This is a genomic window from Mesorhizobium sp. M8A.F.Ca.ET.181.01.1.1 (assembly GCF_004792025.1).
Taxonomy (GTDB): domain Bacteria; phylum Pseudomonadota; class Alphaproteobacteria; order Rhizobiales; family Rhizobiaceae; genus Mesorhizobium.
The window spans coordinates 866564-890810 of record NZ_SRTV01000001.1 but is presented as its reverse complement, the minus strand read 5'-3'; the positions used below and the strand labels follow the sequence as shown (position 1 = coordinate 890810).

Sequence of the window (24247 nt, the reverse complement as noted above, 5' to 3'; positions counted from 1 at the left end):
TCATTTCACCTTGAGCGGTAGCCCCGCCACCATCAGGAGCACCGTATCGGCGACCGCGGCGACCCGCTGGTTGAGCCGACCGGCGTCGTCGCGAAAACGCCGCCCCAGCGCATTGTCGGGCACGATGCCTTGCCCGACCTCGTTCGACACCACGAACCACGGCCCGCGCGGCCGCGACAGAACGTCCGCCAGCCGTCGGCACGCGGCCTCGACGTCGTGATCCGCCAGCATGTGATTGGTCAGCCACAGCGTCAGGCAGTCGACAAGCACCGGCTGATCATCCGGCAACGCCTCCAGGGCTTCGGCAAGGTCGAGTGGCGCGTCGATGGTCGACCAGCCCTCGCCGCGCCGCGAGCGGTGCAGCGCGATGCGTTCATGCATCTCGTCGTCATAGGCTTGCGCCGTGGCGATATAGGCCCATGGCGAGGGCAACGCCGCCACCAGAGTTTCTGCGTGCGCGCTCTTGCCGGAGCGCGCACCACCGATGATGAAGGTCAGCTTGCCCAGATCAGGCAAAGCTGTCGCGCAGGCTGGTCGCCGTGCCGGTGAAGCGCCCGCGAACCACGCCAACGACCGCGCCGAGCACCAGCCAGAACACCAGATTTGTCACCGTCACCGCCACCACGAACTGATGGTGCAGGCCTTCCGGGATCGGTGTCTCGAAGCTGTCGGGCTGCGGCGCGCCGACAATGTGCGGCGCGACGATCAGCAAGACCGCGAGGATGGTCAACGGCAGCGATCTGCGAAACACGATCAGGCCAAGGCCGATAGCGGTTGCCGCCACCGTTGCCGACCACCAGATCTGGCGCGGCAGGAGATCGGCCGCCGGCATTGCAGGCAGCTCCGGCTGCAGGCCGAGGCCAGGCGCCAGTGTGAACACGGCAAAGCCGGCCAGACCCCAGAAAACGCCCTGGCGCCAGTTGCCGACGCCGCCTGCGAATTCCGAAACCGCGACCAGGACCAATGCGAAGCCGATGCCGGTGACGATATTGGCAAGCACGCTGAAGGCGAAACGCTCTAAGCCGTCGGCCGGCGCCCAGCCTTCATCCTCCGCTGCCGGAGCAGCTGCTTCCGCTGCCGGCGCGGCGGAACTCATGGCATTGCCTGCCGGAGCGGCCGTGCTCACGGCGCCGGTTTCGGTTGTGGCGGGTGCCGCGCCATGGTCGTGGTGATGGCCGCCGCCGGCCTGTTCGTAGACTTCCGCTTTCAGGATCAGCGGAACGGTCGCGTAGGCCTGCATGCAGGCAAGAACGACACCGGCCACGAGCCCCGCGATCGCCGCGACGAACACGACGTTGCGAAAAAGGTTCATGATGTCAGATCCCAGTTAGTGGCAGGGAAACGCCATCGAGTGGCGATAATCGTGGGCGGCGTTGTGGACCGCATCGATGTGCGAGAAGCCGACAAAGCCGACAACGAAAATGCCGAGCAGCGCGGCGAGCGCAAGCTGCATGAAGCGCGACTGCGAGGAGACGGAGGCGCCGAGGGAGACGGTAGCAGTGGTCATTTCCAGTCCTTTCGCCCTCCACCCGAGGGCATAGAAGTCAGTCTTTTCGCCGCCGGCAGGTCTCCTGGCTCGCGGATAAGCGCCCTTCCCCACCTTCCCGAAGAAAAATCTTCAGTGGCATATGGAGAGGACTACCGCACACAGTTGCGGGGGCAGCCACGGCATTGGGCGAAACCTCGCCCGCACCGCATTCCCTCTTGGCTCCCAAAAAGGAACCGACGACGTTGGTGACTATAGGGAAATTCGCCGCGCGCGGCAAACCAAATTCCGACAGCCGCCAGCGCAGGAGCGTCGTATCGGCAAAGCCGCTCCCATCCCGTCCTGATTGACAAACTTCATGGCCGGGTGTCGGCTGGCAAGCCTCACAGGAAGCCAGCCATGCAGCCCAATGCCAGCGAGCGCGATCCCTATAACGGGCTGACCCGTACCGAGCCGACGCTGCCCTCATCGGCATATTGGGACCAGGAGAGCTATAAGCGTGATCTCGACGCCATCTGGTACAGAGACTGGCTGCTCGTCTGCCGCGAGGCCGATCTGGCGCAGCCGCTAGCCTTCCGCCGATTCCGCATCGGCACGCAGGACATCCTCGTGCTGCGCGACGACACAGGTGAGCTGCGCGCCTTCCACAACACCTGCCGCCATCGCGGCTCGCAGCTTTGCCAGGAGAGCGAGGGCCGCCTGAAAGCGCGGCTGATAACCTGCCCGTATCACGCCTGGTCCTACTCGCTGCGCGGCGAGCTGGTGCGCGTGCCGTCGAAATCACTGCCTGACGGCTTCGACAAGGCCGATCACCCGCTTTATCGCGTCGCGCTCTCGGTGTGGCGGGGCTTCGTCTTCGTCAATCTTGCTGAAGATGCCGCCGGCTCGGCGCAATCCTCCTTCGATCCCGCGTCCGGCAACCTCGGCAACTGGCCGCTCGAAACGCTGGTATCGGGCCATATGCTGCGCAAGGTCATGAACTGCAACTGGAAGATCTTTTGGGAAAACTTCAACGAGTGCCTGCACTGTCCGGGCGTCCACAAGGATTTGTCGCGGCTGGTGCCGATCTATGGCCGCGGCCTGATGAGCCGGCATGACGATCCCGAATGGCTCCGCCACGCCGACAATGACGCGCCGGAATTTTCCGGCGGCTTGCGCGCAGGCGCCCAGACCTGGTCGCGCGACGGCCAGACGCACGGCCCGGTCTTCTCAGGGCTGAAGCCGGCGGAACGCAGCGCCGGCCAGACTTATGCCACCAGCCTGCCCTCGATGTTCATCGTCGGCCATGTCGACTATGTCAGGACCGTGCACCTGGTGCCGCTCGGTCCCGAACAGACCGAGCTTGTCGCGGAGTGGCTGTTCGCGCCCGAGGCCCTCGCCGAGACCGATATCGACAACATCATCGCCTTTGGCACACAGGTGCTGGAGGAGGACGCCGCCATCTGCGAGGTCAACCAGAAGGGCTTGCGCTCGATGCGCCACACAGCCGGCGTGCTGATGCCCGAGGAATATGATCTGCACCGCTTCCACAATTGGGTGCGCGAGCGCCATGCGGCGGTGACATGAGGGTATGTCGAGATTCAGGTCAGGCCGGCATCACCTGAATATCGACATACCTACAGGGACTTCGGCAGGTAGCGCCAGGTCATGAAGCCGCAAAACGCCGCCAGCAGGCTGAGGGTGACGAACACCGATCCCAGGCCGAAGAACGCCAGCACCACCGAATAGACCAGCGGCGGCGTCAGTTCGGAAAAATCGAGATAGGTGCGGTAGACCGCCGCCATCTGCGCCCGCTCATAGGAGCGTACCGAGCGCATGAAGGCGGTCGAACCCAGGGCGTCGAGCGCGATGGTGAAGAAGGCGCCGCACAACAGGAAGGCGCCGGTCAGCAACGGTGCTGTCGCTCCGATCGTGCCGGCGGCCAGCAGCGATGCCGACATGGCGAAATAGGCAAACGTCATGGTGCGCCGGCCGCCAAAGCGCTTTCCTGCCTTGCCCCAGAAGATAGCCATGAACAAAAGCGCGTTGCCGGCCGAGACCAGCAGGCCGCCGGCGATATCGCCCTGCCCGGTGATGACCATGAACAGCGGCCCATAGACGAAGAACGTCGTCCAGAAGCAGGAGCGGCCGAAGGCGATCAGCCAGGCGAGTCTGAGCCTCGGCTGCGCCACGAAGCGGCCGATATTGGCGAGCGGATTGGCCGGCCGCGTCTTACCCGGGCGGATCGACGGGTTGTCACCCAGCCGGTAGGTCCAGAACAGCGCCAGCAAGGCCAGGGCGAACACCGCCACCGCACCATGCGCGGCATAGATGCCGAAATGCGCGTAAAGAAAGATGCCGAGCGTCGGCCCACAGGTCCAGGCAACCATCGACCACGCCATGCGCAGCGATTCGGCCTGCATGAAGTCGGTCTTGCGGATGTGGTCCATGATGTAGAGGTTGAGCATGATCGACAGCGCGCTGGCGCCCATGACGCGGCACAGCATGCCGGCCAGTTGCCCGGCGAGCGTATGGGTAACGAAGAACAGCGAGCCTATGGCAAGCAGGCAGGCGCCGGCGGTGTACACCCACCGCCGCGCGAAGCGGCGGATCAGCATCGGCATGAACAGGGTCACCGACAGGCCGAGCAGCGACACGACGGTGTAGAGGATCGAGACGACCTGCTCGTTGTGCAGGATTTCGTAGGCCTGGATCGGGATGACGCTCGACACCATGGCGCGGGCGAAGGATTCGACCGCGTAGAGCGAGGCGAAGGTGCGCGCGTCCGCGGCCTTGAGGGCCGGAAGCCAGATCGGATGGCGCACATGGGTGGACATTGCTTCCCCAAACAGAATCGCGGCGCCAAATCTGGCGCGGACATTTCAGGCCCATTAAGAGGAAACCGACGCACACCCGGCAAAAAGCGAAGCCGGTCAAAGGCTTTCCCGCGCTGGCCCAAACCCGGCGGCTGGCGCGGGCTCCGCCGCGCGGTCCGGGCCAGGGCGACCGGTCTTCTTCTATCCGGTGCAACCGTGATAGTCGTCTTGGAGGGGCTGAATCAGATCACGAGACCATGAGCATCAACACGCCGACCGCACCCGTTCCGGAGCCATCGAAGCGAATCGTCGCCATCGACATCGTGCGCGGCATCGCGTTGATCGCGATGGCGAGCTACCACTTCACCTGGGACCTGGAATTCTTCGGTTACACCGACCCTGGCCTCACCGCCTTCGGTTGGTGGAAGATCTACGCCCGCTGCATCGCTTCGACCTTCCTGTTCCTGGTCGGCGTCAGCCTCTATCTCGCCCATGGCGGACAAATCCGCTGGAACGGTTTCTGGAAGCGGTTCGCCATGGTTGCAGGCGCGGCGGTCGCCATATCGGTCGTCACCCGCATCGCCACGCCCGACGGATTCATTTTCTTCGGCATCCTGCACGAGATCGCGCTGGCGAGCCTGCTTGGCCTCGCCTTCCTGCGCCTGCCGGCGCTGCTGACGCTTGTCGTCGCCGCGCTCGTCATCGCGGCGCCAGCCTACCTGCGCTTCGAGGCCCTCGATCATCCGTGGCTGTGGTGGATCGGCCTGTCGGCGATCAATCCGCGCTCCAACGACTATGTGCCGCTGTTTCCATGGTTCGGGGCCGTGCTTCTCGGCCTCGGGGCGGCGAAACTCGCTTCCGCTTCCGGTATACGGGCACGTCTGGCGAGCCGCGTGCCAGGCCGCTGGGCCAATCCTCTGGTCTTCATCGGCCGCCACAGCCTGGCCTTCTACCTGATCCACCAGCCGCTGCTGATCGGTTGCGTCTGGCTGTTCTCGCAAGTGATGCCCGCGCAGGTCGACCCCCCGCGGGTCAATTTCCTGAAAACCTGCCAGCGCTCGTGCGAGCAGATGCGCAACGCAACCTTCTGTTCGAGCTATTGCGGCTGTATGCTCGAGACTCTCGACGGTGAAGGCTCTCTTGATCGGCTCTACAACAACGACCAGACTGCGGACTTCAGGGCGCATCTGTCCGATCTTGCCGCAACGTGTACCGCCAAGACCGAGGACAAGATGACGGAGGGAGGGACGCAATGACGGAGCCGAAGCCTGGGCTGATACCGTGGCCGCCGGTGATCTACGTCGCCGCAATCGCCCTCAGCATCATCCTCGGCCTGCTCTATCCCCTGCCCTGGATCGGCGACCTGCTGGGCGACATCCTGTTCGCCGCCGGTTGGGTGGCTTTGTTCGCTGTCGCCGTCCTCTGGTTCACCGCGATCCGCACCATGATACGGGCCAGGACAACGCTCAATCCCAACGCCGTGCCCGATCATCTCGTCACGACCGGTCCCTTCGGCGTCACCCGCAATCCGATGTACCTGGCCAACACGCTGATGCTGATCGGCGTTGCCTTCGTCTCGGGCATCGCCTGGTTCTTCCTGCTTGCCTTCGTCGCCGCCTTCGTCACCCAGAAGGTCGCGATCGAGCGCGAGGAAAAGATGTTGGCGGCGAAATTCGGCAAGAAATACCGCGACTACGCCAAACGCGTGCGGCGCTGGATCTGAGGTCCGGCGGGATCAGTCAGAAGCCTTGCCTGGAGCGCCTGCCGTGTCCGGAAGCAGTTTCCGGCCGACATAAAACAGCACCGGGAGCAGAAGCACGATGGCCAGGACAATGGCGGGCGCCGTCAAGGCGAAGCCGGTCGCCGAAATATATCCCTCGCGAAATGCCTGATGCAGCAGAGCCGCGGTGACCGGCAGGTTCAATGCGAGAGCGGTCGCGGTCCCCGGCATATAGCGGCGCGTGACCATTGTGACGAGGAGATGTGGAAAAGCCACGTTGAGCAGCATCGCAAGCGCATAGCCCGACAGGACGTAGGCGCCGAAACTCTCCCGTCCCTGCACGGTGGCGAGCAAAGCCGCAACGCCAGCAAGAACAACCAGCACGAACACCACGAACCGGAATTCGTTGGCCGCGAGGGGACGGTGCCAGCGCCCCGCCTGCTCGGACCAGGCAGGCAGGAAAACCGCCTCCTCCAGATTGTGGACGGTGACAGCGGCGACAAACAGCCAAGCGAGAGTGATGAACATGACGTGATCGACCGCCGGTTCAAGCCTTCACAGTTCCTGGCGGCGAGGCATCGGAGCAACCGCACAGGTCAGGTATTGACGCCGAGCTCGACCAGCCGCTCGACGCAGGACTCTTCGGCCTGGTCGAGTTCGGCCAGCGTCTCCTCGAGGTCGCGGCGCTTCTGCCTGAGATCCTCGCGCTTTTCCTCGATGCGCTTGATCATCAGCTTGAGCTGCCCGACCTCGCCCGGCGGCTCCTTGTACATCTGGATAATCTCGCGGATCTCGTTGATCGAGAAGCCGAGCCGTTTTCCACGCATGATCTGCCGGATGAGATGGCGATCGGAAGGGCGAAACAGACGCGTGCGGCCGCGACGCACCGGCTGCACCAGCCCCTCGTCTTCGTAGAAACGCAGCGTCCGCGTCGACACGTCGAATTCGCGGGTCAGTTCGGTGATCGAATAATATTCCCGCATTGTCACTCCATACCGGAATTCCGGGTGATCGCCATGCGGCGTCGCCCATCTGTCCCGAACCAAACCCTTGCCCGCCGGAATCGAACCGGGCACCCCCGCACGAGCCTCGCACGGCATTTACGTAAAAGTCAATTGAGACACTTACCGGACGCCGAACCACCAGGTCGCGAGGCCGAGGAAGGCAAAGAATCCAACGACATCGGTGACCGTGGTGACGAAAACCGCCGAAGCGACCGCGGGATCGACCTTGAAGCGGTCGAGCAGCAGCGGGATCAGGATGCCGGCAAGGGCCGCCACGAACATGTTGATGATCATCGCCGCGGCGATGATGCCGCCCAGATTAGGATCGCGAAACCACGCCGCCGCGACGATGCCGATCAGGATGGCGAAGACGATGCCGTTGATGAAGCCGACGCCCATTTCGCGCCGGATGATGCGGCCGGCATTGTAGATGTCGAGATCCCTGGTCGCCAGCGCCCGCACGGTGACGGTCATGGTCTGCGACCCGGCATTGCCGCCCATGCCGGCCACGATCGGCATCAGCACGGCGAGCGCCACGATCCGTTCGATCGTGTGGTCGAACAGGCCGATCACCGATGCCGCCAGAAATGCGGTCAAGAGATTGACGAGCAGCCAGGGAACGCGCGAGCGCGAGGTCGCCAGAATGCTGTCGGAGAGCTCTTCGTCGCCGACGCCGCCCATGCGCAGCAGGTCTTCCTCCGCTTCCTGCTGGATGACGTCGACGACGTCGTCGATGGTCAGCACGCCGACCAGCCGCTCGTTCTCGTCGACCACGGCCGCCGACAAGAGATCGTATTGTTCGAATTCCCGCGCCGCCTCTTCCTGGTCCATGGTGGCCGGGATGGCGTGCCGCGTCTCATGCATGACTTCCTCGACCTTGACCGCGCGCTTGGTGCGCAGGATCTGGTCGAGATCGATGGCGCCCAGCAACTTGAAGGTCGGATCGATGACGAAGATCTGGCTGAAGCGCTCGGGAAGGTTCTTGTCCTCGCGCATGTAGTCGATGGTCTGGCCGATCGTCCAGAAGGGCGGCACCGCGACGAACTCGGTCTGCATGCGCCTTCCGGCGGTCTCTTCCGGGTAGTCGAGCGAACGGCGCAGCCTGATCCGCTCGGTGAACGGCAGTTGCGACAGGATCTCGTCCTGGTCTTCCGGCTCGAGGTCTTCCAGGATGTAGACCGCATCGTCGGAATCGAGCTCCTGCACCGCCTGCGCGATCTGCGCATTGGGCAGATTGTCGACGATATCCATGCGGATCGCCTCGTCGACTTCGGTCAAAGCGGAGAAGTCGAAGTCGGCGCCCAGCAGATCGACCAAGGCAAGCCGTTGTTCGGGGTGCAGCGCCTCGATGAGGTCGCCAAGTTCCGACTGATGCAGGTCGTCGACTTCACGCTTGAGGGTCAGCGTGTCGCGGTCGGCGATCGCCGCACCAATCCGGGCGAGGAAGGACGAAAGGACGGCACCGTCCTCGCCATAGATGTCGGCGTGGTGCTCGTCGGCGGCCTTGGCGCCCGTCGTCCGTTCGTCCTGGCCTTCCACCAGCGCCTCCCGCCATCAGAATCCCGGAAAAGGTGCAAATCAGGTCTAGACCATGAGTCCGCAAAGTGGAAACCGGTTTTTCGGCCCGGTGCCTGTGCAAAAGCGACGTCGGCCCAACACGCTTCAACTTCGCAACATGGCCTTCTAACGCTCGGGAATCTCAGGTCAAACGCATGCTTGCCCGCTCACGTCGGGCTTCGCCGATGCCGTGTTGTCATGCGCGCGCGGACTATCGATTTCATCAAAAGAAGGGCGCCCTTCGGCTTCCGGCGGCGCGACAGCTGATGTCGCTGGGGAAAGAGCACCCTCGCGCCATTGGGGCAGAATTACCATGACGCAGGTCCAGGCATCGCCAGGACCCGCCAGGCCGCAACAAAAAAGCCGGAAGCCCTTGAAGATCAGGTCACGGACAGAGAACAAGGCAATCGAAGAGCGGCGCGTTCGCGTGGTCGTCGCCGAACGCAATCCGCTCGTCATATCGGCTCTGCGCGAAATGCTGGAATGCGACGGGCGGTTCGAACTTTTGGCCTCGGTACAAAGCGGCAGGCATTTCCTGGAGCTTGCCACGGCACAGGAGTTCGATGTCGCCGTGATCGGTTGGAAGCTCTCTGACATGGACGGCGCGGACGTCCTGGCCGAGGTCCAGGGCAGCAAGCTCAACGTTCGCATCGCCATCTTTTCAAACGACCATGACATCGGCATCCTGAAACAGTGCGTGCGCCTGGGGGCGCAGGGCTACTGCTTCCAGTTCGACGATCCCGCCATCATCTTCGACACGATCCTGGCGGTCGCGCACGGCCGCATCTGCATTCCCTATATCGACATCAACAAGGTCAACGACACGCCTCTGTCTCGACTGACCGTGCGCGAGCGTGAACTGCTGGCGGTGCTGTCCGACGGCTGGACCAATTTGCAGATCGCGACCCGGACCGGCATCTCCGAGAATACGGTGAAATATCACCTCAAGAATCTCTACGACAAGCTGGATGTCCGCAACCGCGCCATGGCGGTGGCGCTCTATTCGAGCGAGAAGCGCCGAAGCCCCAAGTCACCTATCGGGTAGGCCAACCGGGTAGGAGCACCCCACCCGCGCGGGCCAACTACTTACCCGGCAAGGTGTTGTTGGCCGGCCGCATCGACGCGACACTCCCTCCACAATCCAAAAAGATCGGAGGAGTTCGTACATGGCTGGGTTCACTCATCTCTTCATCCCAGGACCCACAAACATTCCCGAGCAGGTGCGGCAGGCGATGAACCTGCCGATGGAGGACATGCGCGCCGCCACCTTCCCCGATCTCACCCTGCCGCTGTTCGAGGACATCAAGAAAGTCTTCAAGAACGAAACCGGCCGCGTCTTCATCTACCCGTCCTCCGGCACCGGTGCCTGGGAAGCGGCGATGACCAATGTGCTCAGCCCTGGCGACCGCGTTTTGATGTCGCGCTTCGGCCAGTTCTCGCATCTGTGGGTCGACATGGCCGAGCGGCTCGGCTTCGAGGTCGACGTGATCGACTGCGAATGGGGAACCGGCGTTCCGCTCGAGCTCTATGCGGAGCGGCTGAAGGCGGACAAGACGCACCGCATCAAGGCCATCTTCTGCACCCAGAACGAGACGGCGACGGGCGTCACCAGCGACGTCGCCGGCTGCCGAGCCATACTTGACGACGCAAACCACCCTGCTCTCCTCTTCGTCGACGGTGTCTCGTCGATCGGCTCGATCGACTTCCGCCAGGAGGAATGGGGCGTCGACTGCGCCGTCAGCGGTTCGCAGAAAGGCTTCATGCTGCCGGCCGGCCTCGGCTTCCTGTCGGTCAGCAAGAAGGCTCTCATCGCTTCGAGAACCGCCACCCACCGGCGCTGCTTCTTCTCCTTCGAGGACATGATCCGCGCCAACGATGCCGGCTATTTTCCCTACACGCCGGCGACGCAATTGCTGCGCGGCCTGCGCGCCTCGCTCGATCTGATCGCCGATGAAGGGCTTGAGAATATCTTTGCCCGCCACCATCGCCTCGGCGAAGGCGTGCGCAAGGCGGTCGATGCCTGGGGGTTGAAGCTCTGCGCCAAGGCGCCGAAATGGCACTCCGACACGGTCAGCGCGATCCTTGTGCCCGAAGGCATCGACAGCGGCGACGTCGTCAAACAGGCCTACCAGAAGTACCAGACCTCGCTTGGCGGCGGTCTCAACAAGGTGATGGGCAAGGTCTTCCGCATCGGCCATCTCGGCTGGCTGAACGAGGTGATGGTGCTCGCCTCGCTGTCGGCGGCCGAAATGGCGTTGCTCGATTGCGGCGTCAAGCTTGCGCCGGGCTCGGGTGTCGGCGCCGCGATCGCGCATTTCCGCCGCTCGCAGCAGCCCGTCATCGCCGAAGCCGCCTGATCCAGGAGCGCGACATGAGCCACACCATCAACCATCTGAAGAAACTCAGGCTGCAGCGCAGCGAGCTGGCGGTTCCCGGCTCCAGCCCGGAGATGATCGACAAGGCGGCCAACAGCGCCGCCGATTTCGTCTTCCTCGACATCGAGGACGCTGTCGCTCCGCCCGACAAGGAACGCGCCCGCAAGAACATCATCCAGGCACTGAACGACATCGACTGGCGCGCAAAGGGCAAGACAGTCTCGGTGCGCATCAACGGCCTCGACACGCACTATATGTACCGCGACGTCGTCGACGTGATGGAACAGGCCGGCGACCGGCTGGACACCATCCTGGTGCCGAAGGTCGGCGTGCCCGCCGACCTCTATATGGTCGAGGCCATGGTCAACCAGATCGAGATGGCCAAGCGCTACAAGACCCGGGTCGGTCTCGAAGCGCTGATCGAGACCGCGCTCGGCATGGCCAATGTCGAGGCCATCGCCGCGACGCCCGGCCGGCTGGAAGCCATGCATTTTGGCGTCGCCGACTATGCCGCCAGCAACAAGGCGCGGACCGTCAACATTGGCGGCCTCAACCCCGATTATCCCGGCGACCAGTGGCATTTCGCCCTGTCGCGCATGACCGTCGCCTGCCGCGCCTATGGCCTGCGCGCCATTGACGGGCCGTTCGGCGATTTCTCCGATCCGGAAGGCTACAAGGCGGCCGCCCGGCGCGCCGCCGCACTCGGCATCGAAGGCAAATGGGCGATCCATCCCTCGCAGATTGCTTTGGCCAACGACGTGTTCTCGCCGCCGGAGAAGGAAGTCACGCGCGCGCGCCGCATCCTGGAGGTGCTGAAGGAAGCCGAGGCGCAGGGCAAAGGCGCCGCCGCACTCGACGGCAAGATGATCGACGCCGCTTCGGAACGCATGGCGCGCAACGTGCTGGTGGTCAACGACGCCATCGAACGCGCCGGCCAGCTTAATTAGCCAACAAGGGCCGCGTCGCGGCACTTTGACGATTTGCGGAGGAGAAAAAATGGACATCCACGAATATCAGGCCAAGGAACTGCTCGCCCGGCATGGAGTGCACGTGCCGCGCGGCGGCCTGGCCTACAGCCCCGAGCAAGCCACCTACCGGGCGCGCGAAATCGGCGGCGGCAAATGGGTGCTGAAAGCGCAGGTTCATTCCGGCGCGCGCGGCAAGGCCGGCGGCATCAAGCTCTGCGCCAATGACGAGGAGATTTCCAGCGCCGCCGAAGCCATGCTCGGGCGCAAGCTGGTGACCCATCAGACCGGCCCGCGCGGCAAGCTGATCTCGCGCCTCTACCTTGAGGAAGCCGTCGACATCGCGCAGGAGCTCTATCTCGGCTTCGTGCTCGACCGCAAGGAAGAGCGCGTCATGATCGTCGCCTCGGCCGCCGGCGGCATGGAGATCGAGGAGATCGCCGAAAGAGCGCCGGATTCCATTATCCGCGCCACCGTCGACCCGGGCGTCGGCATGCAGCGCTTCCAGGCACGCGAGATCGCCTTCGGGCTCGGGCTGGAGGACAGCCTGATCGGCAAGGCGACCGAGACCATCTTCAGCTGCTACCAGGTGTTCCGCGACTACGACGCCTCGATGCTGGAGATCAATCCGCTGGTGGTGACCCGCGACGGCAGCCTGGTGGCGCTCGACGCCAAGATGTCGTTCGACGAGAACGCGCTGTTCCGGCGGCCGGAAATCTCCGAATTGCGCGACAAGAGCCAGGAAGATCCGCGCGAAACCTTCGCCAGCGACCGCGGCCTCTCCTATGTCGGCCTCGAAGGCAATATCGGCTGCATCATCAACGGCGCCGGGCTCGCCATGGCGACGATGGACATGATCAAGATCGCCGGCGGCGAGCCGGCCAATTTCCTCGACATCGGCGGCGGCGCCTCGCCCGAGCGTGTGGCGAAATCCTTCCGCGCCGTGCTCGGGGACAAGAATGTCGAGACCATCCTGGTCAACATCTTCGCCGGCATCAACCGCTGCGACTGGGTTGCCGAGGGCGTCATCAAGGCGATCCGCGAGGTCGGCGTCAGCGTGCCGCTTGTGGTGCGGCTGTCCGGTACCAGGGCCGAGGAAGGACGCAAGATCCTGGCCGATTCCGGCGAGGCGGTGATCGTCGCCGACACGCTCGCCGAAGCCGCCGAAAAAGCCGTCGCCGCATGGCGCGCGGCCACCAATAAAAAAGCAGCCTGAGGGAGGACAGAAAATGGCAATCCTGCTCAACCGCAGCACGCGCGTCATCGTGCAAGGTTTCACCGGCAAGATCGGCAGCTTCCATGCCGAGGACATGAAGCGCTACGGCACCAAGCTCGTCGGCGGCGTCACCCCCGGCAAGGGCGGCCAGACGCATCTTGGCCTGCCGATCTTCAACACCGTCAAGGGCGCTGTGCGCGAAACCCGTGCCGAGGCCAGCATCGTCTTCGTGCCGCCGCCCTTCGCCGCCGATTCGATCATGGAGGCGGCGGACGCGGGAATAAAACTCTGCGTCTGCATCACTGACGGCATCCCCTCGCAAGACATGATGCAGGTCAAGCGCTACATGCGTCGCTACCGCTTCGAGGACCGCATGCGGCTGGTCGGGCCGAACTGCGCCGGCATCATCACGCCCGGACAGGCGCTGATGGGCATCATGCCCGGCTCGATCTACCTTCCCGGCCGCGTCGGCATCGTCGGGCGGTCGGGCACGCTGGGCTACGAGGCCGCCTCGCAGATGAAGGCGCTCGGCATCGGCGTCTCGACCAGCGTCGGCATCGGTGGCGATCCGATCAACGGCTCCTCCTTCAAGGACGTTCTGAAGCTGTTCGAGCAGGACGACGAGACCGACGCCGTGGTGATGATCGGCGAGATCGGCGGACCGCAGGAAGCCGAAGCCGCGATCTGGGCGCGCGACAATATGAGGAAGCCGCTGATCGCCTACATTGCCGGGCTTTCCGCCCCGAAAGGCCGCCGCATGGGCCATGCCGGCGCCATCATCTCGGCTTTCGGTGAGTCCGCGCAGGAGAAGGTCGAGATCCTGAAAGAGGCCGGCGTCATCATCGTGCCGACGCCGTCGTCCTTCGGCGACGTCGTGGCCGAGACTTTGGAGCGAACGAAGAAGGCGGCTTGAAGCGTTTGGAACAGAGCAGACGCATCAAATTTCGGGAGGACGAGCGCAGCCTCTTGTTGCGCCTGCTGCTTCAGGTCGCAAGCGCGCGGGAGCCGGAGATCGCCGCCGTTCTGACCGGACGTCGGTCGCTTGTCTCGCTTGCCGCGGAGCAGCGCATCCCGGCGCTTCAGGCGAGCGGCGTCTGGTTCCAGCTGCTCGCCATTGCCGACGAGTTGCTCGCCATGCGGGCGCGCCGCGAACTCGAACAAGGCACCGGTGTCGACGACGTGCCCGGCTCCTTCGCTAGCGTGATCGCGCGGATGGCGGCGAACGGCCATTCGGCGGAGCAGGTCCAGGCCAGGCTCGACGAACTCTGCGTCGGCCCGACCATGACCGCGCACCCGACGGAGGCCAAACGCGTCACGGTGCTGGAGATCCATCGCCGTATCTACCGCAAGCTGACCGAACTCGACCAGCCGCGCTGGGCGCCGCGCGAACGCGACCTGCTGGTCGCCGATCTGGAAAGCGAGATCGAGCTTCTGTGGATGACGGGCGAGCTGCGGCTGGAGCGCCCGACGATCGAACGCGAAATCGCCTGGGGCCTGCATTTCTTTCGTGAAGTCATCTTCGAGGCAACGCCGCAGCTCTATGGCAAGCTGGAAGGCGCCCTCGAGCGCCATTATCCGGCAGCGCCGATCAGAATCCCCTCCTTCATGCGCTATGCCTCGTGGATCGGCGGCGATCGCGACGGCAACCCGAATGTGACGGCCGCCGTCACCGCCCATGCCCTGGCCGAATACCGCGATACGGCCATAGGCTGGTATCTGGCGCAGATGCAGCGGCTGGTGACGGTGCTGAGCGCCAGCTCAAACGTCATCGACCTGCCGGCGAGCTTCAAGCCGGTGCTGCAAACGGCGCTTGATAAAAGCCGACAGGCCGATGGGATCACCACCCGCAACCCTGACGAACCGCTCCGCCAGTTCGCTTCGGCCCTGCTTGCCCGGCTGGAGGCGACACGGGACGGCGGTGCGGCGGCGTACCCGTCGGCGGGCGCGTTTCGTGCCGATCTGGAGGGGCTGTCGAGCGTTCTCGAAGCAATCGGCGGGCGCGCGGTGGCCAGGCGTTTCGTCCAGCCTCTGCTCTGGCAGGTCGGCAGCTTCGGCTTCCGCACCGTCTCGCTCGACCTCAGGCAGAACTCCACGGTCGTCAACCGCGTGCTGGCCGAGCTGTTTGCGCTGACGAACCCCGCCGATCCGGTCGCGGCTGGCACGCCGCAATGGTCGGCGCGCATTCGCAAAGCCATCAGCGAGGGCGAGCGGCTGGAGATAGACGCTGGGCGGCTCTCGGCTGAAGCAGGCGAACTGCTTTCGACATTCTCCGTCATCGCCAGGCACATCTCCAGCTCTGATCCCGACGCTGTCGGCTCTTTCGTTCTCTCGATGACCCGCTCCGCCGACGATCTGCTCGCGGTCTATCTGCTGGCGCAATATTGCGGACTTTCGACCGCGCCCGCCGGCGGCACAATCAGGCTGCGGATCGTGCCCTTGTTCGAGACCATCGCCGACCTGCAGGCCGCCCCTGGCATATTGAACGGATTGCTCGACGTCTCGCTGGTGAGGCGCACGGTGCGCGATTTCGGCGCGCGCCAGGAAATCATGCTCGGCTATTCCGATTCCAACAAGGACGGCGGCTTCCTCGCCTCCAATTGGGAACTGGCCAAAGCGCAGAAGCGGCTCGCTGCCGTCGGGCGCAAGCACAAGGTTGGGATCAGTTTCTTTCACGGCCGCGGCGGCTCCGTCAGCCGTGGCGGCGCGCCGACCGGCCGGGCGATCGCGGCGCAGCCGCAAGGCACCGTCGCCGGCACCATGCGGGTGACCGAGCAAGGCGAGGTTGTATCGTCGAAATTCGCCAATCGCGGCACCGGCCTCAACCAGCTCGAGATCCTCGCCGCCGCCGTTCTGGCCCACAGCGTCGGATCGCCGGGCGATGCCGAGACGAAGGAGACGCCGGAGTTCGACGAAGCGCTCGAGGCGCTCGCCGGTATGTCGCAGGCATCCTATGCCACGCTGATGGCCGAGCCCGGCTTCCTCGATTATTTCAACCAGGCGAGCCCGGTCGCGGAACTGGCGCTCCTGAAAATGGGCTCACGGCCGGATCGCCGTTTCGGCGCCAACGGCATCGCCGACCTGCGCGCCATTCCATGGGTGTTCGCCTGGAGCCAGAACCGTCATCTGTTGACCGGCTGGTATGGCATCGGCAGCGCGCTGAGCGCCTTCGTCGCGGTGCGCGGCGAGGTCGGGCGCGACCTTCTGGCCCGCATGTTCGAGCACTCGCGCTTTTTCCGCCTGGTCGTCGACGAAGCCGAGAAGACGCTCTACCAGGCCGACATGGAGATCGCGCTGCTCTACGCCGGCCTTGTGTCCGACAGCGATGCCGCCAAACGAATCTATGCCCGCATCGCCGGGGAGTACGAGTTGACGCGACGCCTGATCGGCGACCTCACAGGGGGTGATCTTTCCGAGCGCTTTCCGATGTTCAAGCGGCGTTTCGACAGCCTGCGGCGGCAGATGGACGACATCCACCGGCTGCAGGTCGATCTGCTGCGTGATGTCAGGGCAAGGACGACGGATCAAAAGCGGGCAACTGACGCCTTGCTGGTGTCGATTAATTGCATCTCGGCTGGGCTGGGATGGACGGGGTAGCTCGCCGGCTGGCCGAGTTACGTCAGTCACCTTGCTTCATCATTCTTGGCTGATTGCCGATCGCCCAGATCATCGGCCTGTCTGCCCGAAAGGCCGCCGCATGGGCCATGCCGGCGTCATTATCGTGCCGACGCCGTCCTCCTTCGGCGAGGAGGTGGCCGATACGCTGGCACGGATGAAGAAGGCTGCATAACCTCTGGGAACAGGCTGCCTAAGGGCAGTTCCCGGAGCACGGGGCGGCGCGATCTGAATGCGCGGCCCAGCGGTCCCTTCCAAACAGTCGAAAAGCTCACGCCACGATGGAAGCCCGCCCGCTTTCGACGGCGGGCGATCTGGCAGAAGCCGGTTCGGCCCAGCCCTTAGGTCGGGCAGCCGAAGCTAGGACAAGCTATCGCCGTCACGGCGGACAGCTTTTCGCGCCTTACGAACATCGGCTTCACATAAGTCTTCTTCATGGTATCTCCCCTTTGCCAAAACCCACGGAGCGATTCGTGCCGTGGTCTGGATCGCTTTGTCAAGCGAGCTGAGAGCAGTAACAAAACAGCGACAGCCTTGTTTAGCAGCTCAGCTGAGGAAGCGGCCCGCCGCTGGTGAACTTTAGTTGGCCGACAAAAAATCCCTCTCGACAGCGGTCAGGCCGGCCCAACGTCCTGACGAGCGGGACTATCAAACATTCCCGAGTCTGACGCTTTGCCGTTCCAGAGGCGCGCACGGAGCCAAGATCAAGCCAAGATTGCGCAACAAAACTTAACATCACTTCATGCATACAGCCATTTTCACCTGAAATAGTCCGGGCATCGGGCCTCTTACTGCCTCCCGATGGGCCGGGCATTTCCATGACAGCGCGCTCGCGCGTGTTCGAACCGTTCTTCAAGGAGGACATGTCACGCGGCGTTGCCTCGAAGCACGGCTTCGGGCTCGGCCTTTCCATCGTAGCGGATATCATCCAGGGGCACGGCGGCAAGATCGAGTTGCACGACAACCAGCCAAGCGGCCTCGTCGTGACCTTTGATCTGCCGAGTGGAACCGAGATCCGGCCCTTATAGCAGGCCGGCGCCATACTCAGGATCTGATGATCGCCAGATTGCAGGAGGTCATTTCAAGACGTCCGAAGGCTTGCCTCAGGAATACTGGTGCGGTCGAGAAGACTCGAACTTCCACGGGTTGCCCCACAGCGACCTCAACGCTGCGCGTCTACCAATTCCGCCACGACCGCACGTGGTAGGAGCCGGAACCGACCGGCTCGCGGCGTGTAGCAAATCGTTTCCGGCGAAACAAGTGCGTGGCGAGCAATAATGTCGGGCAATTGGCATAACGTTCCACAGGATTGCAATGAGCGTCGCGAACTGGACGTTTGCGCCCGATATCGCCATATGGAGGCCAAAGGCATGTCGCCCAAACGTGCAAGGCGGTTTTGGGGCCGTGACATGGATAAGCAAAGCGATACGTCATGACCGAACGCAGCCAGATCGCCACGTCGTTCCTGCCCTTGCCCGGTTCGGCGCCGGTCGAATGGCTGGTCGAACCCGGCCTTACCGCCTATCCCGACGCGCTTGCCTTCATGGAGGCGCGCGCCGAGGCGATCCGCAGCGGAGCTGCCGCCGAGATGGTCTGGCTGGTCGAACATCCACCACTCTACACCGCCGGCACCAGCGCCCGCACCGAGGACCTGATCGAGCCGGACCGCTTTCCGGTCTTCGCGGCCGGACGCGGCGGCGAATACACCTATCATGGGCCCGGCCAGCGGGTTGCCTATGTCATGCTCGACCTGAAGCGCCGGCGCGAGGACGTGCGCGCCTTCGTCGCCGCGCTCGAACAATGGATCATCGGCACGCTCGCCACCTTCAACGTGCGCGGCGAGCGCCGCGAGGACCGTGTCGGTGTCTGGGTGGTGCGGCCGGAGCGCCCTGCTTTGCCTGACGGCTCGCCAGCCGAGGACAAGATCGCGGCGATCGGCATCCGGCTGCGTCGCTGGGTGAGTTTTCACGGCATCGCCATCAATGTCGAGCCGGAGCTTGGCCATTTCAGCGGCATCGTGCCTTGCGGTGTCTCGGACTACGGCGTCACCAGCCTCGTCGACCTCGGCCTGCTCCTGACCATGGCCGATCTCGACCTGGCACTGAAATCCGCTTTCGAGGACGTGTTCGGTCCCGCGACGGCCTTGCCCGCCGAAGCTTCGCGCAAGGCCGGCTGACACTGTCGGCCTGGGAACTGCATAAGGTGTATTGAGATTCAGGTCAGGCCGAGTCGAAAGCTGTGGGTTCCGAGCGCCCTTAGATCAGTTGGGCGGAAGCCCATAGCACGCCGCAGCCATGGATGGCGAACACCGCCAGCAAGGCGCCTGCGATGACGAAACGGTCGAGGGTGCCGATCGGCTCCAGTTCGTGACGCGGCTTCACCCCGCTGCCGACGGTGAGCAGGCTGAGGATCGAAAACACCGCACCGGCCGCCAGCAGGAAGCCCGAGGAAAAACCAGCCCGCCAGCCAAGCGCCAGAAAGGCCGAAAGCAGCGAGAAGGACGCCAGCGCCAGGACCACCGGCCCTGGGCAGATCTGGCGCAGCACCTGGCCGCCGTCGAATTTCCACACCGGCACCAGATTGGCGATGTTGAACAGGGCAGCACAACCTGCGAGGGCGGCCAGCAGCGCGGCGGCAACCTTGTGACCCTCGTTCCCGGCAAGCACGCTGGCGGCGATGACGATCGGCACCAGGAAGGCGGAGAACCCCGCCCCCATCAACGCCACGAAGGCCACTTCGAAACGGCTGTTGTAGGGTCGTCCGCCAATGGCGATGCCGCCAAGCAGCGGGATGAAGATCATCCGCGCCCTGCGATGGCCCGTCAACCGGAACGCCGCCATGTGGCCGAGTTCGTGCAATGCCACCACCGACGTCAGGATCGCGGCCAGCGCCAGCCCGCCGAGGTGAAGGCCGAAGAACGGCCACAGCATCAATGCCGACAGCACGGCAAAGCCGACCTGGCTCAGCGGATGCTCGAACCAGCCGCCCTTGCGGTACTGCCCGGTCCTTGCCCAGCGCTGCAGCTTGGAAAGCTCGCGGCGCATGGCGAAGTAGCGGAACACCAGGAAGGCGACGCCGCGATACCGGTCGGTCCGGCTGAGCGTCACGCGTGTGCCGCTGCCCTCCGAAACCAGCTCGGCGGTCTCGCCATAATCCTTCCAGAACGAGCCATCGAGCGCGGTATCCTCGATCACCCGCATCGAGAAGCGGCTGCCCTCGACGACATCTTCAAACCGCGCCCTGCGCTCTATCGGCTTGCCGTCGCGGCCTTCCCACGACAGCATGATGCGAGCCACGCCCTCTTCGTCCAGCGGCTGCGCCGACAGGATCTCGCCGGACCAGCCGGCATCGCTGCCAAGCGGCCACAGCGCCTGCCACAGGCGCTGCCGGTCCATTGCCACGATGCGGCTGGACCGGACCGTGCGCAAACCAAGCGGCACGGTCATCAAGAGAAAGATCAGTCCGAGATTGCTGGCCACGAGAATGGCCGTGACGATGGGCGACACCTGGATGCTGCTCCCTGCCTGGAGACGCACCCTAACGTCGCGGCGGCAAGAAAAGCTTAACGGCGGAGCGGCTTAGGGCCATCGGGAAACAGCGATGGCAGACGCCGCCAACTCACATGGCTCCGATCCAGATCGCCATGGAAACAAGAAACGCGCTCATGCAAACCAGCGAGATGACATCCTGAACCAGATCGGTCATAACTCTCTCCCGTTGTGGATATGTTTCCAATTTGTTCTAATTTTGTTCCATTGTCAATCGCCGGGAGATAGAGCGATAGGTGGGGAATTTTGCACGGTTAGCGAAAGGTTAATCGTTCGCCACGAGACGATGCTGAAAGCGCGGCGGCGTAGGCTTCCAGTCCTGGAGATCAGGATTAGCGCGCGCTTGTATTAAAGCGCGGCCGAAGCAATAATTCTTGGGCTGGGGCACTGCCGGGCGATGGATATGGGGAAGTACGGAGGCGCGAATCAAGGTGACCGTTGGCGAAAGCGCATGCGACAAGGCCGCCGGCGACGCCTCTCTCGCAACCTTGTAATCTGGTTGTTCATCCTGGCGACGAGCGCGATATCGTCCACTCTGATCGCAATGAACGCTCACTGGCGATTCTAAGCTACCCCCGCGCGGTACATTCCAGGCGAGAACCGTTCCTTACAGCGGCACCACCTTGCCGTCGGCCAGCGTGACACGCCGGTCCATGCGCGATGCCAGTTCATGATTGTGGGTAGCGATCAGCGCGGCGAGCCCCGATTGCCGCACCAGCGCCTCCAGCGCCTCGAAGACGTAGGAAGCGGTGACCGGGTCGAGGTTGCCGGTCGGCTCGTCGGCGAGCAGCACCAGCGGCGCGTTGGCGACCGCGCGTGCAATGGCGACGCGCTGCTGCTCGCCGCCGGACAGCTCGGATGGCCGGTGCGACGCCCGCTTGCCGATCTGCATGTAGTCGAGCAGTTGCGCCGCGCGCTCGCCCGCTTCCTTGCGCGGCAGCCCCTTGATGAGCTGCGGCATCATGATGTTTTCCAGCGCGGAAAACTCCGGCAACAGATGATGGAACTGGTAGACGAAGCCGACATCGTTGCGGCGGATCGAGGTGCGCTCGTCATCGGACAGCCGGCCACAGGCGCGTCCGGACAGGATCACGTCTCCGGCGTCAGGACGCTCCAGCAGGCCCGCCGTGTGGAGCAGCGTCGACTTGCCGGTGCCCGACGGGGCCACCAGCGCCACCATCTCACCGCGCCGCAGCGAGAAGTCGGCGCCGTTCAGGATGGTGAGCTTGCGCGGCCCCTGGACGTAGTGCCGCTCGACGCTCTTCAGCTCGATAATGACCTCGGCCACTACTCGTACCTCAAGGCTTCGACCGGATCGAGGCGGGCCGCCCGCCACGCTGGAAACACTGTTGCCAGGAAGGACAGCGCCAGCGCCATTATGATGACATAGGTCGTCTCGCGCGGATCCATCTTGGCCGGCAACTGGCTGAGGAAATAGAGCTCCGGATTGAACAGCACCTTGCCGGTCATCCAGGAGAAGAACTGGCGGATCGATTCGATGTTGGTGCAGATCAAGACGCCGAGCAGCACGCCGGCGAGCGTGCCCGTCACGCCGATCGCCGCACCCGTCATCAGGAAGATACGCAGGATGGCGCCGCGCGAGGCGCCCATGGTGCGCAGGATGGCGATATCATGCCCCTTGTCCTTCACCAGCATGATCAGTCCGGAAATGATGTTGAGCGCCGCCACCAGCACGATCAGCGTCAGGATCATGAACATCACGTTGCGCTCGACCTGCAGGGCAGAAAAGAAGGTCTCGTTGCGCTGGCGCCAGTCGACCAGGTCGATGGGGCGTTGTGCCGCCTCCTCCACCTTCGGCTTCAGCGCGTCGACATCATCGGGATTGTCGACATAGATCTCGATGGTCTGCGCCCGGCCGTCCATGTTGAAATAGAGCTGCGCCTCGGAGAACGGCATGTAGACGATGGAGCTGTCATACTCCGACATGCCGACTTCGAAGATCGCCGCGATCTTGTAACCCTTCATGCGCGGCGTGGTGCCGAGCGGCGTCACATCGCCGTCCGGCGAGATCAAGGTGATGGTATCGCCGAGCGTCAGGCCAAGATTCTCGGCCATCCGCTTGCCGATGGCGACACCGTCGCCCGTATCGAAGCCGTCGAGCGAGCCTTGTTTGATGTTGCTGGCAACGATGGCGATCTTGCCGAGGTCTTCACCCCGGATGCCGCGAACCAGCGCGCCGCTGCCGCCGCCGACATTGCCTTGCGCCAGCACCTGGCCATCGATCAGCGGAATGGCGTATTTGACCCCGGCCACACCGTTGATGCGGCTGGCGACCTGGGCATAGTCCTCAAGCGGCGAATCGAGCGGCTGCACGATCAGATGGCCATTGACGCCGAGAATGCGCGTCAAAAGCTCGGCGCGGAACCCGTTCATCACGGCCATCACCACGATCAGCGTGGCAACGCCCAGCATGATGCCGAGGAAGGAGATCGAGGCGATCACCGAGATCACCGTCTCCTTGCGCCGCGAACGCAAATAGCGCCACGCAACCGTGCGTTCGAAGATGGAAAAAGGGCCGGCGCCGGCCGATCTCGCTGCCGCCGCCTCGCTCATGCGGCGACACCGAAGCGTTTTTTCGCGTCGGCGATCGGCAGCGTCACGCGCTCGCCGCTCTTGCGATTCTTGATCTCGATCTCGCCGGCGGCCACGCCGCGCGGCCCGACGATCACTTGCCAGGGCAGGCCGATCAGGTCGGCGGTGGCGAATTTGCCGCCCGGCCGCTGGTCGGTATCGTCGTAAAGCACATCCTTGCCGGCCGCGGTGAAGGCGGCATTGAGTTCGTCGCAGACGCGATCGCAGTCGGCGTCGCCCGCCTTCATGTTGATCAGGCCGATATCGAACGGCGCCACCGCTTCGGGCCAGATGATGCCATTCTCGTCGTGGCTGGCCTCGATGATCGCCGCGACCAGCCGCGACGGGCCGATGCCGTAGGAGCCGCCCGAGGCGAAATGATCCTTGCCGTCGGGCCCGGTCACCTTGGCGCCCATCGGCTTGGAGTATTTCTCGCCGAAGTGGAAGATATGGCCGACCTCGATGCCGCGCGCCGAGACCCGGTCGCCTGTCGGAACCTTCTCCCAGGCCGCCTCGTCATGCATCTCGTCGGTCGCGGCGTAAGGCGTCGTCCACGTCTTGACGATATCGGCAATTTCGCCGTCATTGGCGAAGTCGGTGTTCGCGCCGGGCACGGCAAGCGACAGATAATCGCGATGGCAGAAGACCTGGCTCTCGCCTGTGTCGGCCAGGATGATGAATTCGTGGCTGAGATCGCCGCCGATCGGCCCGGTGTCGGCCCGCATCGGGATTGCCTGCAGGCCCATGCGGGTGAAGGTCCGGAGATAGGAGACGAACATCCTGTTATAGGCGGCTCGCGCGCCCTCGAAGTCGAGATCGAAGGAATAGGCGTCCTTCATCAGGAATTCGCGCGAACGCATCACGCCGAAGCGCGGCCGCACCTCGTCACGGAACTTCCACTGGATATGGTAGAGGTTGAGCGGCAGGTCCTTGTAGGACTTGACGTAAGCGCGAAAAATCTCGGTGACCATCTCCTCGTTGGTCGGTCCGTAGAGCATGTCGCGGTCCTGGCGGTCCTTGATGCGCAGCATCTCCTTGCCATAGTCGTTGTAGCGCCCGCTCTCGCGCCACAGATCGGCCGACTGGATGGTCGGCATGAGAATCTCCAGCGCGCCGGCGCGGTTCTGCTCCTCGCGGATAATCTTGCAGACCTTGTCCAGCACCCGCTTGCCCAGCGGCAGCCAGGAAAAACTGCCCTGCCCCTGCTGGCGGATCATGCCGGCGCGTAGCATCAACCGATGCGAGACGATTTCGGCCTCGCGCGGATTTTCTTTGAGGATAGGCAGGAAATAGCGCGACAAACGCATGGACTGGTCCGTGAATGAGAATGGCCACGCCAGAATCGGCGCGGCGCAGGCTTGCTTGCCCCGGCTTCAT

At 63.9% G+C, this 24247-nt stretch carries 22 protein-coding genes, 1 tRNA gene, 1 pseudogene and 1 riboswitch; of the genes and pseudogenes, 12 read left to right on the top strand and 12 right to left on the bottom strand.

What is annotated here, in order from left to right:
• The 3 genes from cobU to EN824_RS04390 are packed head-to-tail and all read right to left on the bottom strand — an operon-like array spanning position 1 to position 1507.
• Positions 1 to 516 carry a bifunctional adenosylcobinamide kinase/adenosylcobinamide-phosphate guanylyltransferase gene (cobU, locus tag EN824_RS04400; protein WP_127280782.1) on the bottom strand — a complete coding sequence of 172 codons (516 nt, stop codon included), beginning with the start codon at positions 514 to 516 and terminating at the stop codon, positions 1 to 3.
• On the bottom strand, positions 509 to 1312 hold the full coding sequence (locus tag EN824_RS04395) for a CbtA family protein (protein ID WP_135866611.1): 804 nt from the start codon (positions 1310 to 1312) through the stop codon (positions 509 to 511). The genes cobU and EN824_RS04395 overlap by 8 nt, the downstream gene beginning before the upstream one ends.
• Positions 1313 to 1327: 15 nt before the next feature.
• Positions 1328 to 1507, bottom strand: a complete 180-nt coding sequence (locus EN824_RS04390) for a CbtB domain-containing protein (RefSeq protein WP_127280551.1) — start codon at positions 1505 to 1507, stop codon at positions 1328 to 1330.
• 36 nt (positions 1508 to 1543) lie between these two features.
• A riboswitch (cobalamin riboswitch) is annotated at positions 1544 to 1742 on the bottom strand.
• Positions 1743 to 1885: 143 nt separating this feature from the next.
• On the opposite strand from EN824_RS04390, the gene EN824_RS04385 reads away from it, so the two are divergent.
• Complete coding sequence (locus EN824_RS04385) at positions 1886 to 3052, top strand: aromatic ring-hydroxylating dioxygenase subunit alpha (protein ID WP_135928401.1); 1167 nt, start codon at positions 1886 to 1888, stop codon at positions 3050 to 3052.
• Positions 3053 to 3102: 50 nt separating this feature from the next.
• On the opposite strand, the gene EN824_RS04380 is transcribed toward EN824_RS04385, so the two are convergent.
• Entirely contained in the window at positions 3103 to 4302 is a 1200-nt protein-coding gene (locus EN824_RS04380; RefSeq protein WP_127280549.1) for an MFS transporter, read from the bottom strand.
• A 236-nt stretch (positions 4303 to 4538) separates the two neighbouring features.
• Here EN824_RS04380 and EN824_RS04375 point away from each other — a divergent pair, with 236 nt between their 5' ends.
• Positions 4539 to 5537 carry a DUF1624 domain-containing protein gene (locus EN824_RS04375; RefSeq protein WP_135931932.1) on the top strand — a complete coding sequence of 333 codons (999 nt, stop codon included), beginning with the start codon at positions 4539 to 4541 and terminating at the stop codon, positions 5535 to 5537.
• The gene (locus EN824_RS04370; protein ID WP_127280835.1) at positions 5534 to 6004 is read left to right on the top strand and encodes an isoprenylcysteine carboxylmethyltransferase family protein; all 471 of its coding nucleotides are present in this window, start codon (positions 5534 to 5536) and stop codon (positions 6002 to 6004) included. The genes EN824_RS04375 and EN824_RS04370 overlap by 4 nt, the downstream gene beginning before the upstream one ends.
• 12 nt (positions 6005 to 6016) lie before the next feature.
• Here the strand turns inward: EN824_RS04370 and EN824_RS04365 are convergent, their stop codons facing one another.
• The 3 genes from EN824_RS04365 to mgtE form a co-directional block, all read right to left on the bottom strand.
• Positions 6017 to 6529 (bottom strand): HXXEE domain-containing protein, encoded by a 513-nt coding sequence (locus tag EN824_RS04365; protein ID WP_135931931.1) that lies wholly within the window; start codon positions 6527 to 6529, stop codon positions 6017 to 6019.
• Positions 6530 to 6597: 68 nt separating this feature from the next.
• Positions 6598 to 6984, bottom strand: a complete 387-nt coding sequence (locus tag EN824_RS04360) for a MerR family DNA-binding transcriptional regulator (protein WP_006203215.1) — start codon at positions 6982 to 6984, stop codon at positions 6598 to 6600.
• A 141-nt stretch (positions 6985 to 7125) separates the two neighbouring features.
• The gene (mgtE, locus tag EN824_RS04355; RefSeq protein WP_127871569.1) at positions 7126 to 8544 is read right to left on the bottom strand and encodes a magnesium transporter; all 1419 of its coding nucleotides are present in this window, start codon (positions 8542 to 8544) and stop codon (positions 7126 to 7128) included.
• Positions 8545 to 8935: 391 nt separating this feature from the next.
• Here mgtE and EN824_RS04350 point away from each other — a divergent pair, with 391 nt between their 5' ends.
• The 8 genes and pseudogenes from EN824_RS04350 to EN824_RS04320 all read left to right on the top strand — a co-directional run.
• The gene (locus EN824_RS04350; protein WP_135931930.1) at positions 8936 to 9607 is read left to right on the top strand and encodes a response regulator transcription factor; all 672 of its coding nucleotides are present in this window, start codon (positions 8936 to 8938) and stop codon (positions 9605 to 9607) included.
• A gap of 121 nt (positions 9608 to 9728) precedes the next feature.
• Complete coding sequence (locus EN824_RS04345) at positions 9729 to 10919, top strand: aminotransferase class V-fold PLP-dependent enzyme (protein ID WP_135931929.1); 1191 nt, start codon at positions 9729 to 9731, stop codon at positions 10917 to 10919.
• Positions 10920 to 10933: 14 nt separating this feature from the next.
• Positions 10934 to 11884: a CoA ester lyase gene (locus EN824_RS04340; RefSeq protein ID WP_135931928.1), complete on the top strand. Its 951-nt coding sequence runs from the start codon at positions 10934 to 10936 to the stop codon at positions 11882 to 11884.
• A 49-nt stretch (positions 11885 to 11933) separates the two neighbouring features.
• Positions 11934 to 13118, top strand: coding sequence for a malate--CoA ligase subunit beta (locus EN824_RS04335; RefSeq protein ID WP_135931927.1), 1185 nt, complete (start codon positions 11934 to 11936; stop codon positions 13116 to 13118).
• A gap of 13 nt (positions 13119 to 13131) precedes the next feature.
• Entirely contained in the window at positions 13132 to 14031 is a 900-nt protein-coding gene (gene sucD / locus EN824_RS04330; protein WP_127871573.1) for a succinate--CoA ligase subunit alpha, read from the top strand.
• The gene (locus EN824_RS04325) at positions 14028 to 16712 is read left to right on the top strand and encodes a phosphoenolpyruvate carboxylase (RefSeq protein ID WP_245520943.1); all 2685 of its coding nucleotides are present in this window, start codon (positions 14028 to 14030) and stop codon (positions 16710 to 16712) included. Before sucD ends, EN824_RS04325 begins: the two co-directional genes overlap by 4 nt.
• A 31-nt stretch (positions 16713 to 16743) precedes the next feature.
• Entirely contained in the window at positions 16744 to 16905 is a 162-nt protein-coding gene (locus EN824_RS35080) for a hypothetical protein (RefSeq protein ID WP_189522123.1), read from the top strand.
• Between the two features lie 625 nt (positions 16906 to 17530).
• Positions 17531 to 17758 (top strand): annotated as a pseudogene (locus EN824_RS04320) (ATP-binding protein); the annotation flags it as partial.
• Positions 17759 to 17843: 85 nt separating this feature from the next.
• Here the strand turns inward: EN824_RS04320 and EN824_RS04315 are convergent.
• A tRNA-Leu gene (locus tag EN824_RS04315) sits at positions 17844 to 17928 on the bottom strand.
• A 234-nt stretch (positions 17929 to 18162) separates the two neighbouring features.
• On the opposite strand from EN824_RS04315, the gene lipB reads away from it, so the two are divergent.
• Positions 18163 to 18906 carry a lipoyl(octanoyl) transferase LipB gene (gene lipB, locus EN824_RS04310; protein WP_135931926.1) on the top strand — a complete coding sequence of 248 codons (744 nt, stop codon included), beginning with the start codon at positions 18163 to 18165 and terminating at the stop codon, positions 18904 to 18906.
• Positions 18907 to 18985: 79 nt separating this feature from the next.
• Here lipB and EN824_RS04305 read toward each other — a convergent pair whose 3' ends face one another.
• From EN824_RS04305 to proS, 4 genes are all read right to left on the bottom strand, one after another.
• Complete coding sequence (locus tag EN824_RS04305; RefSeq protein ID WP_135931925.1) at positions 18986 to 20236, bottom strand: site-2 protease family protein; 1251 nt, start codon at positions 20234 to 20236, stop codon at positions 18986 to 18988.
• Positions 20237 to 20885: 649 nt separating this feature from the next.
• On the bottom strand, positions 20886 to 21566 hold the full coding sequence (locus EN824_RS04300; protein WP_135915676.1) for an ABC transporter ATP-binding protein: 681 nt from the start codon (positions 21564 to 21566) through the stop codon (positions 20886 to 20888).
• The gene (locus EN824_RS04295; protein ID WP_127871574.1) at positions 21566 to 22852 is read right to left on the bottom strand and encodes a lipoprotein-releasing ABC transporter permease subunit; all 1287 of its coding nucleotides are present in this window, start codon (positions 22850 to 22852) and stop codon (positions 21566 to 21568) included. Before EN824_RS04295 ends, EN824_RS04300 begins: the two co-directional genes overlap by 1 nt.
• Positions 22849 to 24177: a proline--tRNA ligase gene (gene proS / locus EN824_RS04290; RefSeq protein ID WP_127871575.1), complete on the bottom strand. Its 1329-nt coding sequence runs from the start codon at positions 24175 to 24177 to the stop codon at positions 22849 to 22851. The genes EN824_RS04295 and proS overlap by 4 nt, the downstream gene beginning before the upstream one ends.
• Between the last annotated feature and the right edge of the window lie 70 nt (positions 24178 to 24247).

Excerpts from the sequence above, each read along its gene's own strand:
- EN824_RS04395 (WP_135866611.1), bottom strand. The coding sequence starts at position 1,312 with ATGAACCTTTTTCGCAACGTCGTGTTCGTCGCGGCGATCGCGGGGCTC.
- EN824_RS04390 (WP_127280551.1), bottom strand. The coding sequence starts at position 1,507 with ATGACCACTGCTACCGTCTCCCTCGGCGCCTCCGTCTCCTCGCAGTCG.
- EN824_RS04385 (WP_135928401.1), top strand. The coding sequence starts at position 1,886 with ATGCAGCCCAATGCCAGCGAGCGCGATCCCTATAACGGGCTGACCCGT.
- EN824_RS04380 (WP_127280549.1), bottom strand. The coding sequence starts at position 4,302 with ATGTCCACCCATGTGCGCCATCCGATCTGGCTTCCGGCCCTCAAGGCC.
- EN824_RS04375 (WP_135931932.1), top strand. The coding sequence starts at position 4,539 with ATGAGCATCAACACGCCGACCGCACCCGTTCCGGAGCCATCGAAGCGA.
- EN824_RS04370 (WP_127280835.1), top strand. The coding sequence starts at position 5,534 with ATGACGGAGCCGAAGCCTGGGCTGATACCGTGGCCGCCGGTGATCTAC.
- EN824_RS04365 (WP_135931931.1), bottom strand. The coding sequence starts at position 6,529 with ATGTTCATCACTCTCGCTTGGCTGTTTGTCGCCGCTGTCACCGTCCAC.
- EN824_RS04360 (WP_006203215.1), bottom strand. The coding sequence starts at position 6,984 with ATGCGGGAATATTATTCGATCACCGAACTGACCCGCGAATTCGACGTG.
- EN824_RS04345 (WP_135931929.1), top strand. The coding sequence starts at position 9,729 with ATGGCTGGGTTCACTCATCTCTTCATCCCAGGACCCACAAACATTCCC.
- EN824_RS04340 (WP_135931928.1), top strand. The coding sequence starts at position 10,934 with ATGAGCCACACCATCAACCATCTGAAGAAACTCAGGCTGCAGCGCAGC.
- EN824_RS04335 (WP_135931927.1), top strand. The coding sequence starts at position 11,934 with ATGGACATCCACGAATATCAGGCCAAGGAACTGCTCGCCCGGCATGGA.
- sucD (WP_127871573.1), top strand. The coding sequence starts at position 13,132 with ATGGCAATCCTGCTCAACCGCAGCACGCGCGTCATCGTGCAAGGTTTC.
- lipB (WP_135931926.1), top strand. The coding sequence starts at position 18,163 with ATGACCGAACGCAGCCAGATCGCCACGTCGTTCCTGCCCTTGCCCGGT.
- EN824_RS04295 (WP_127871574.1), bottom strand. The coding sequence starts at position 22,852 with ATGAGCGAGGCGGCGGCAGCGAGATCGGCCGGCGCCGGCCCTTTTTCC.
- proS (WP_127871575.1), bottom strand. The coding sequence starts at position 24,177 with ATGCGTTTGTCGCGCTATTTCCTGCCTATCCTCAAAGAAAATCCGCGC.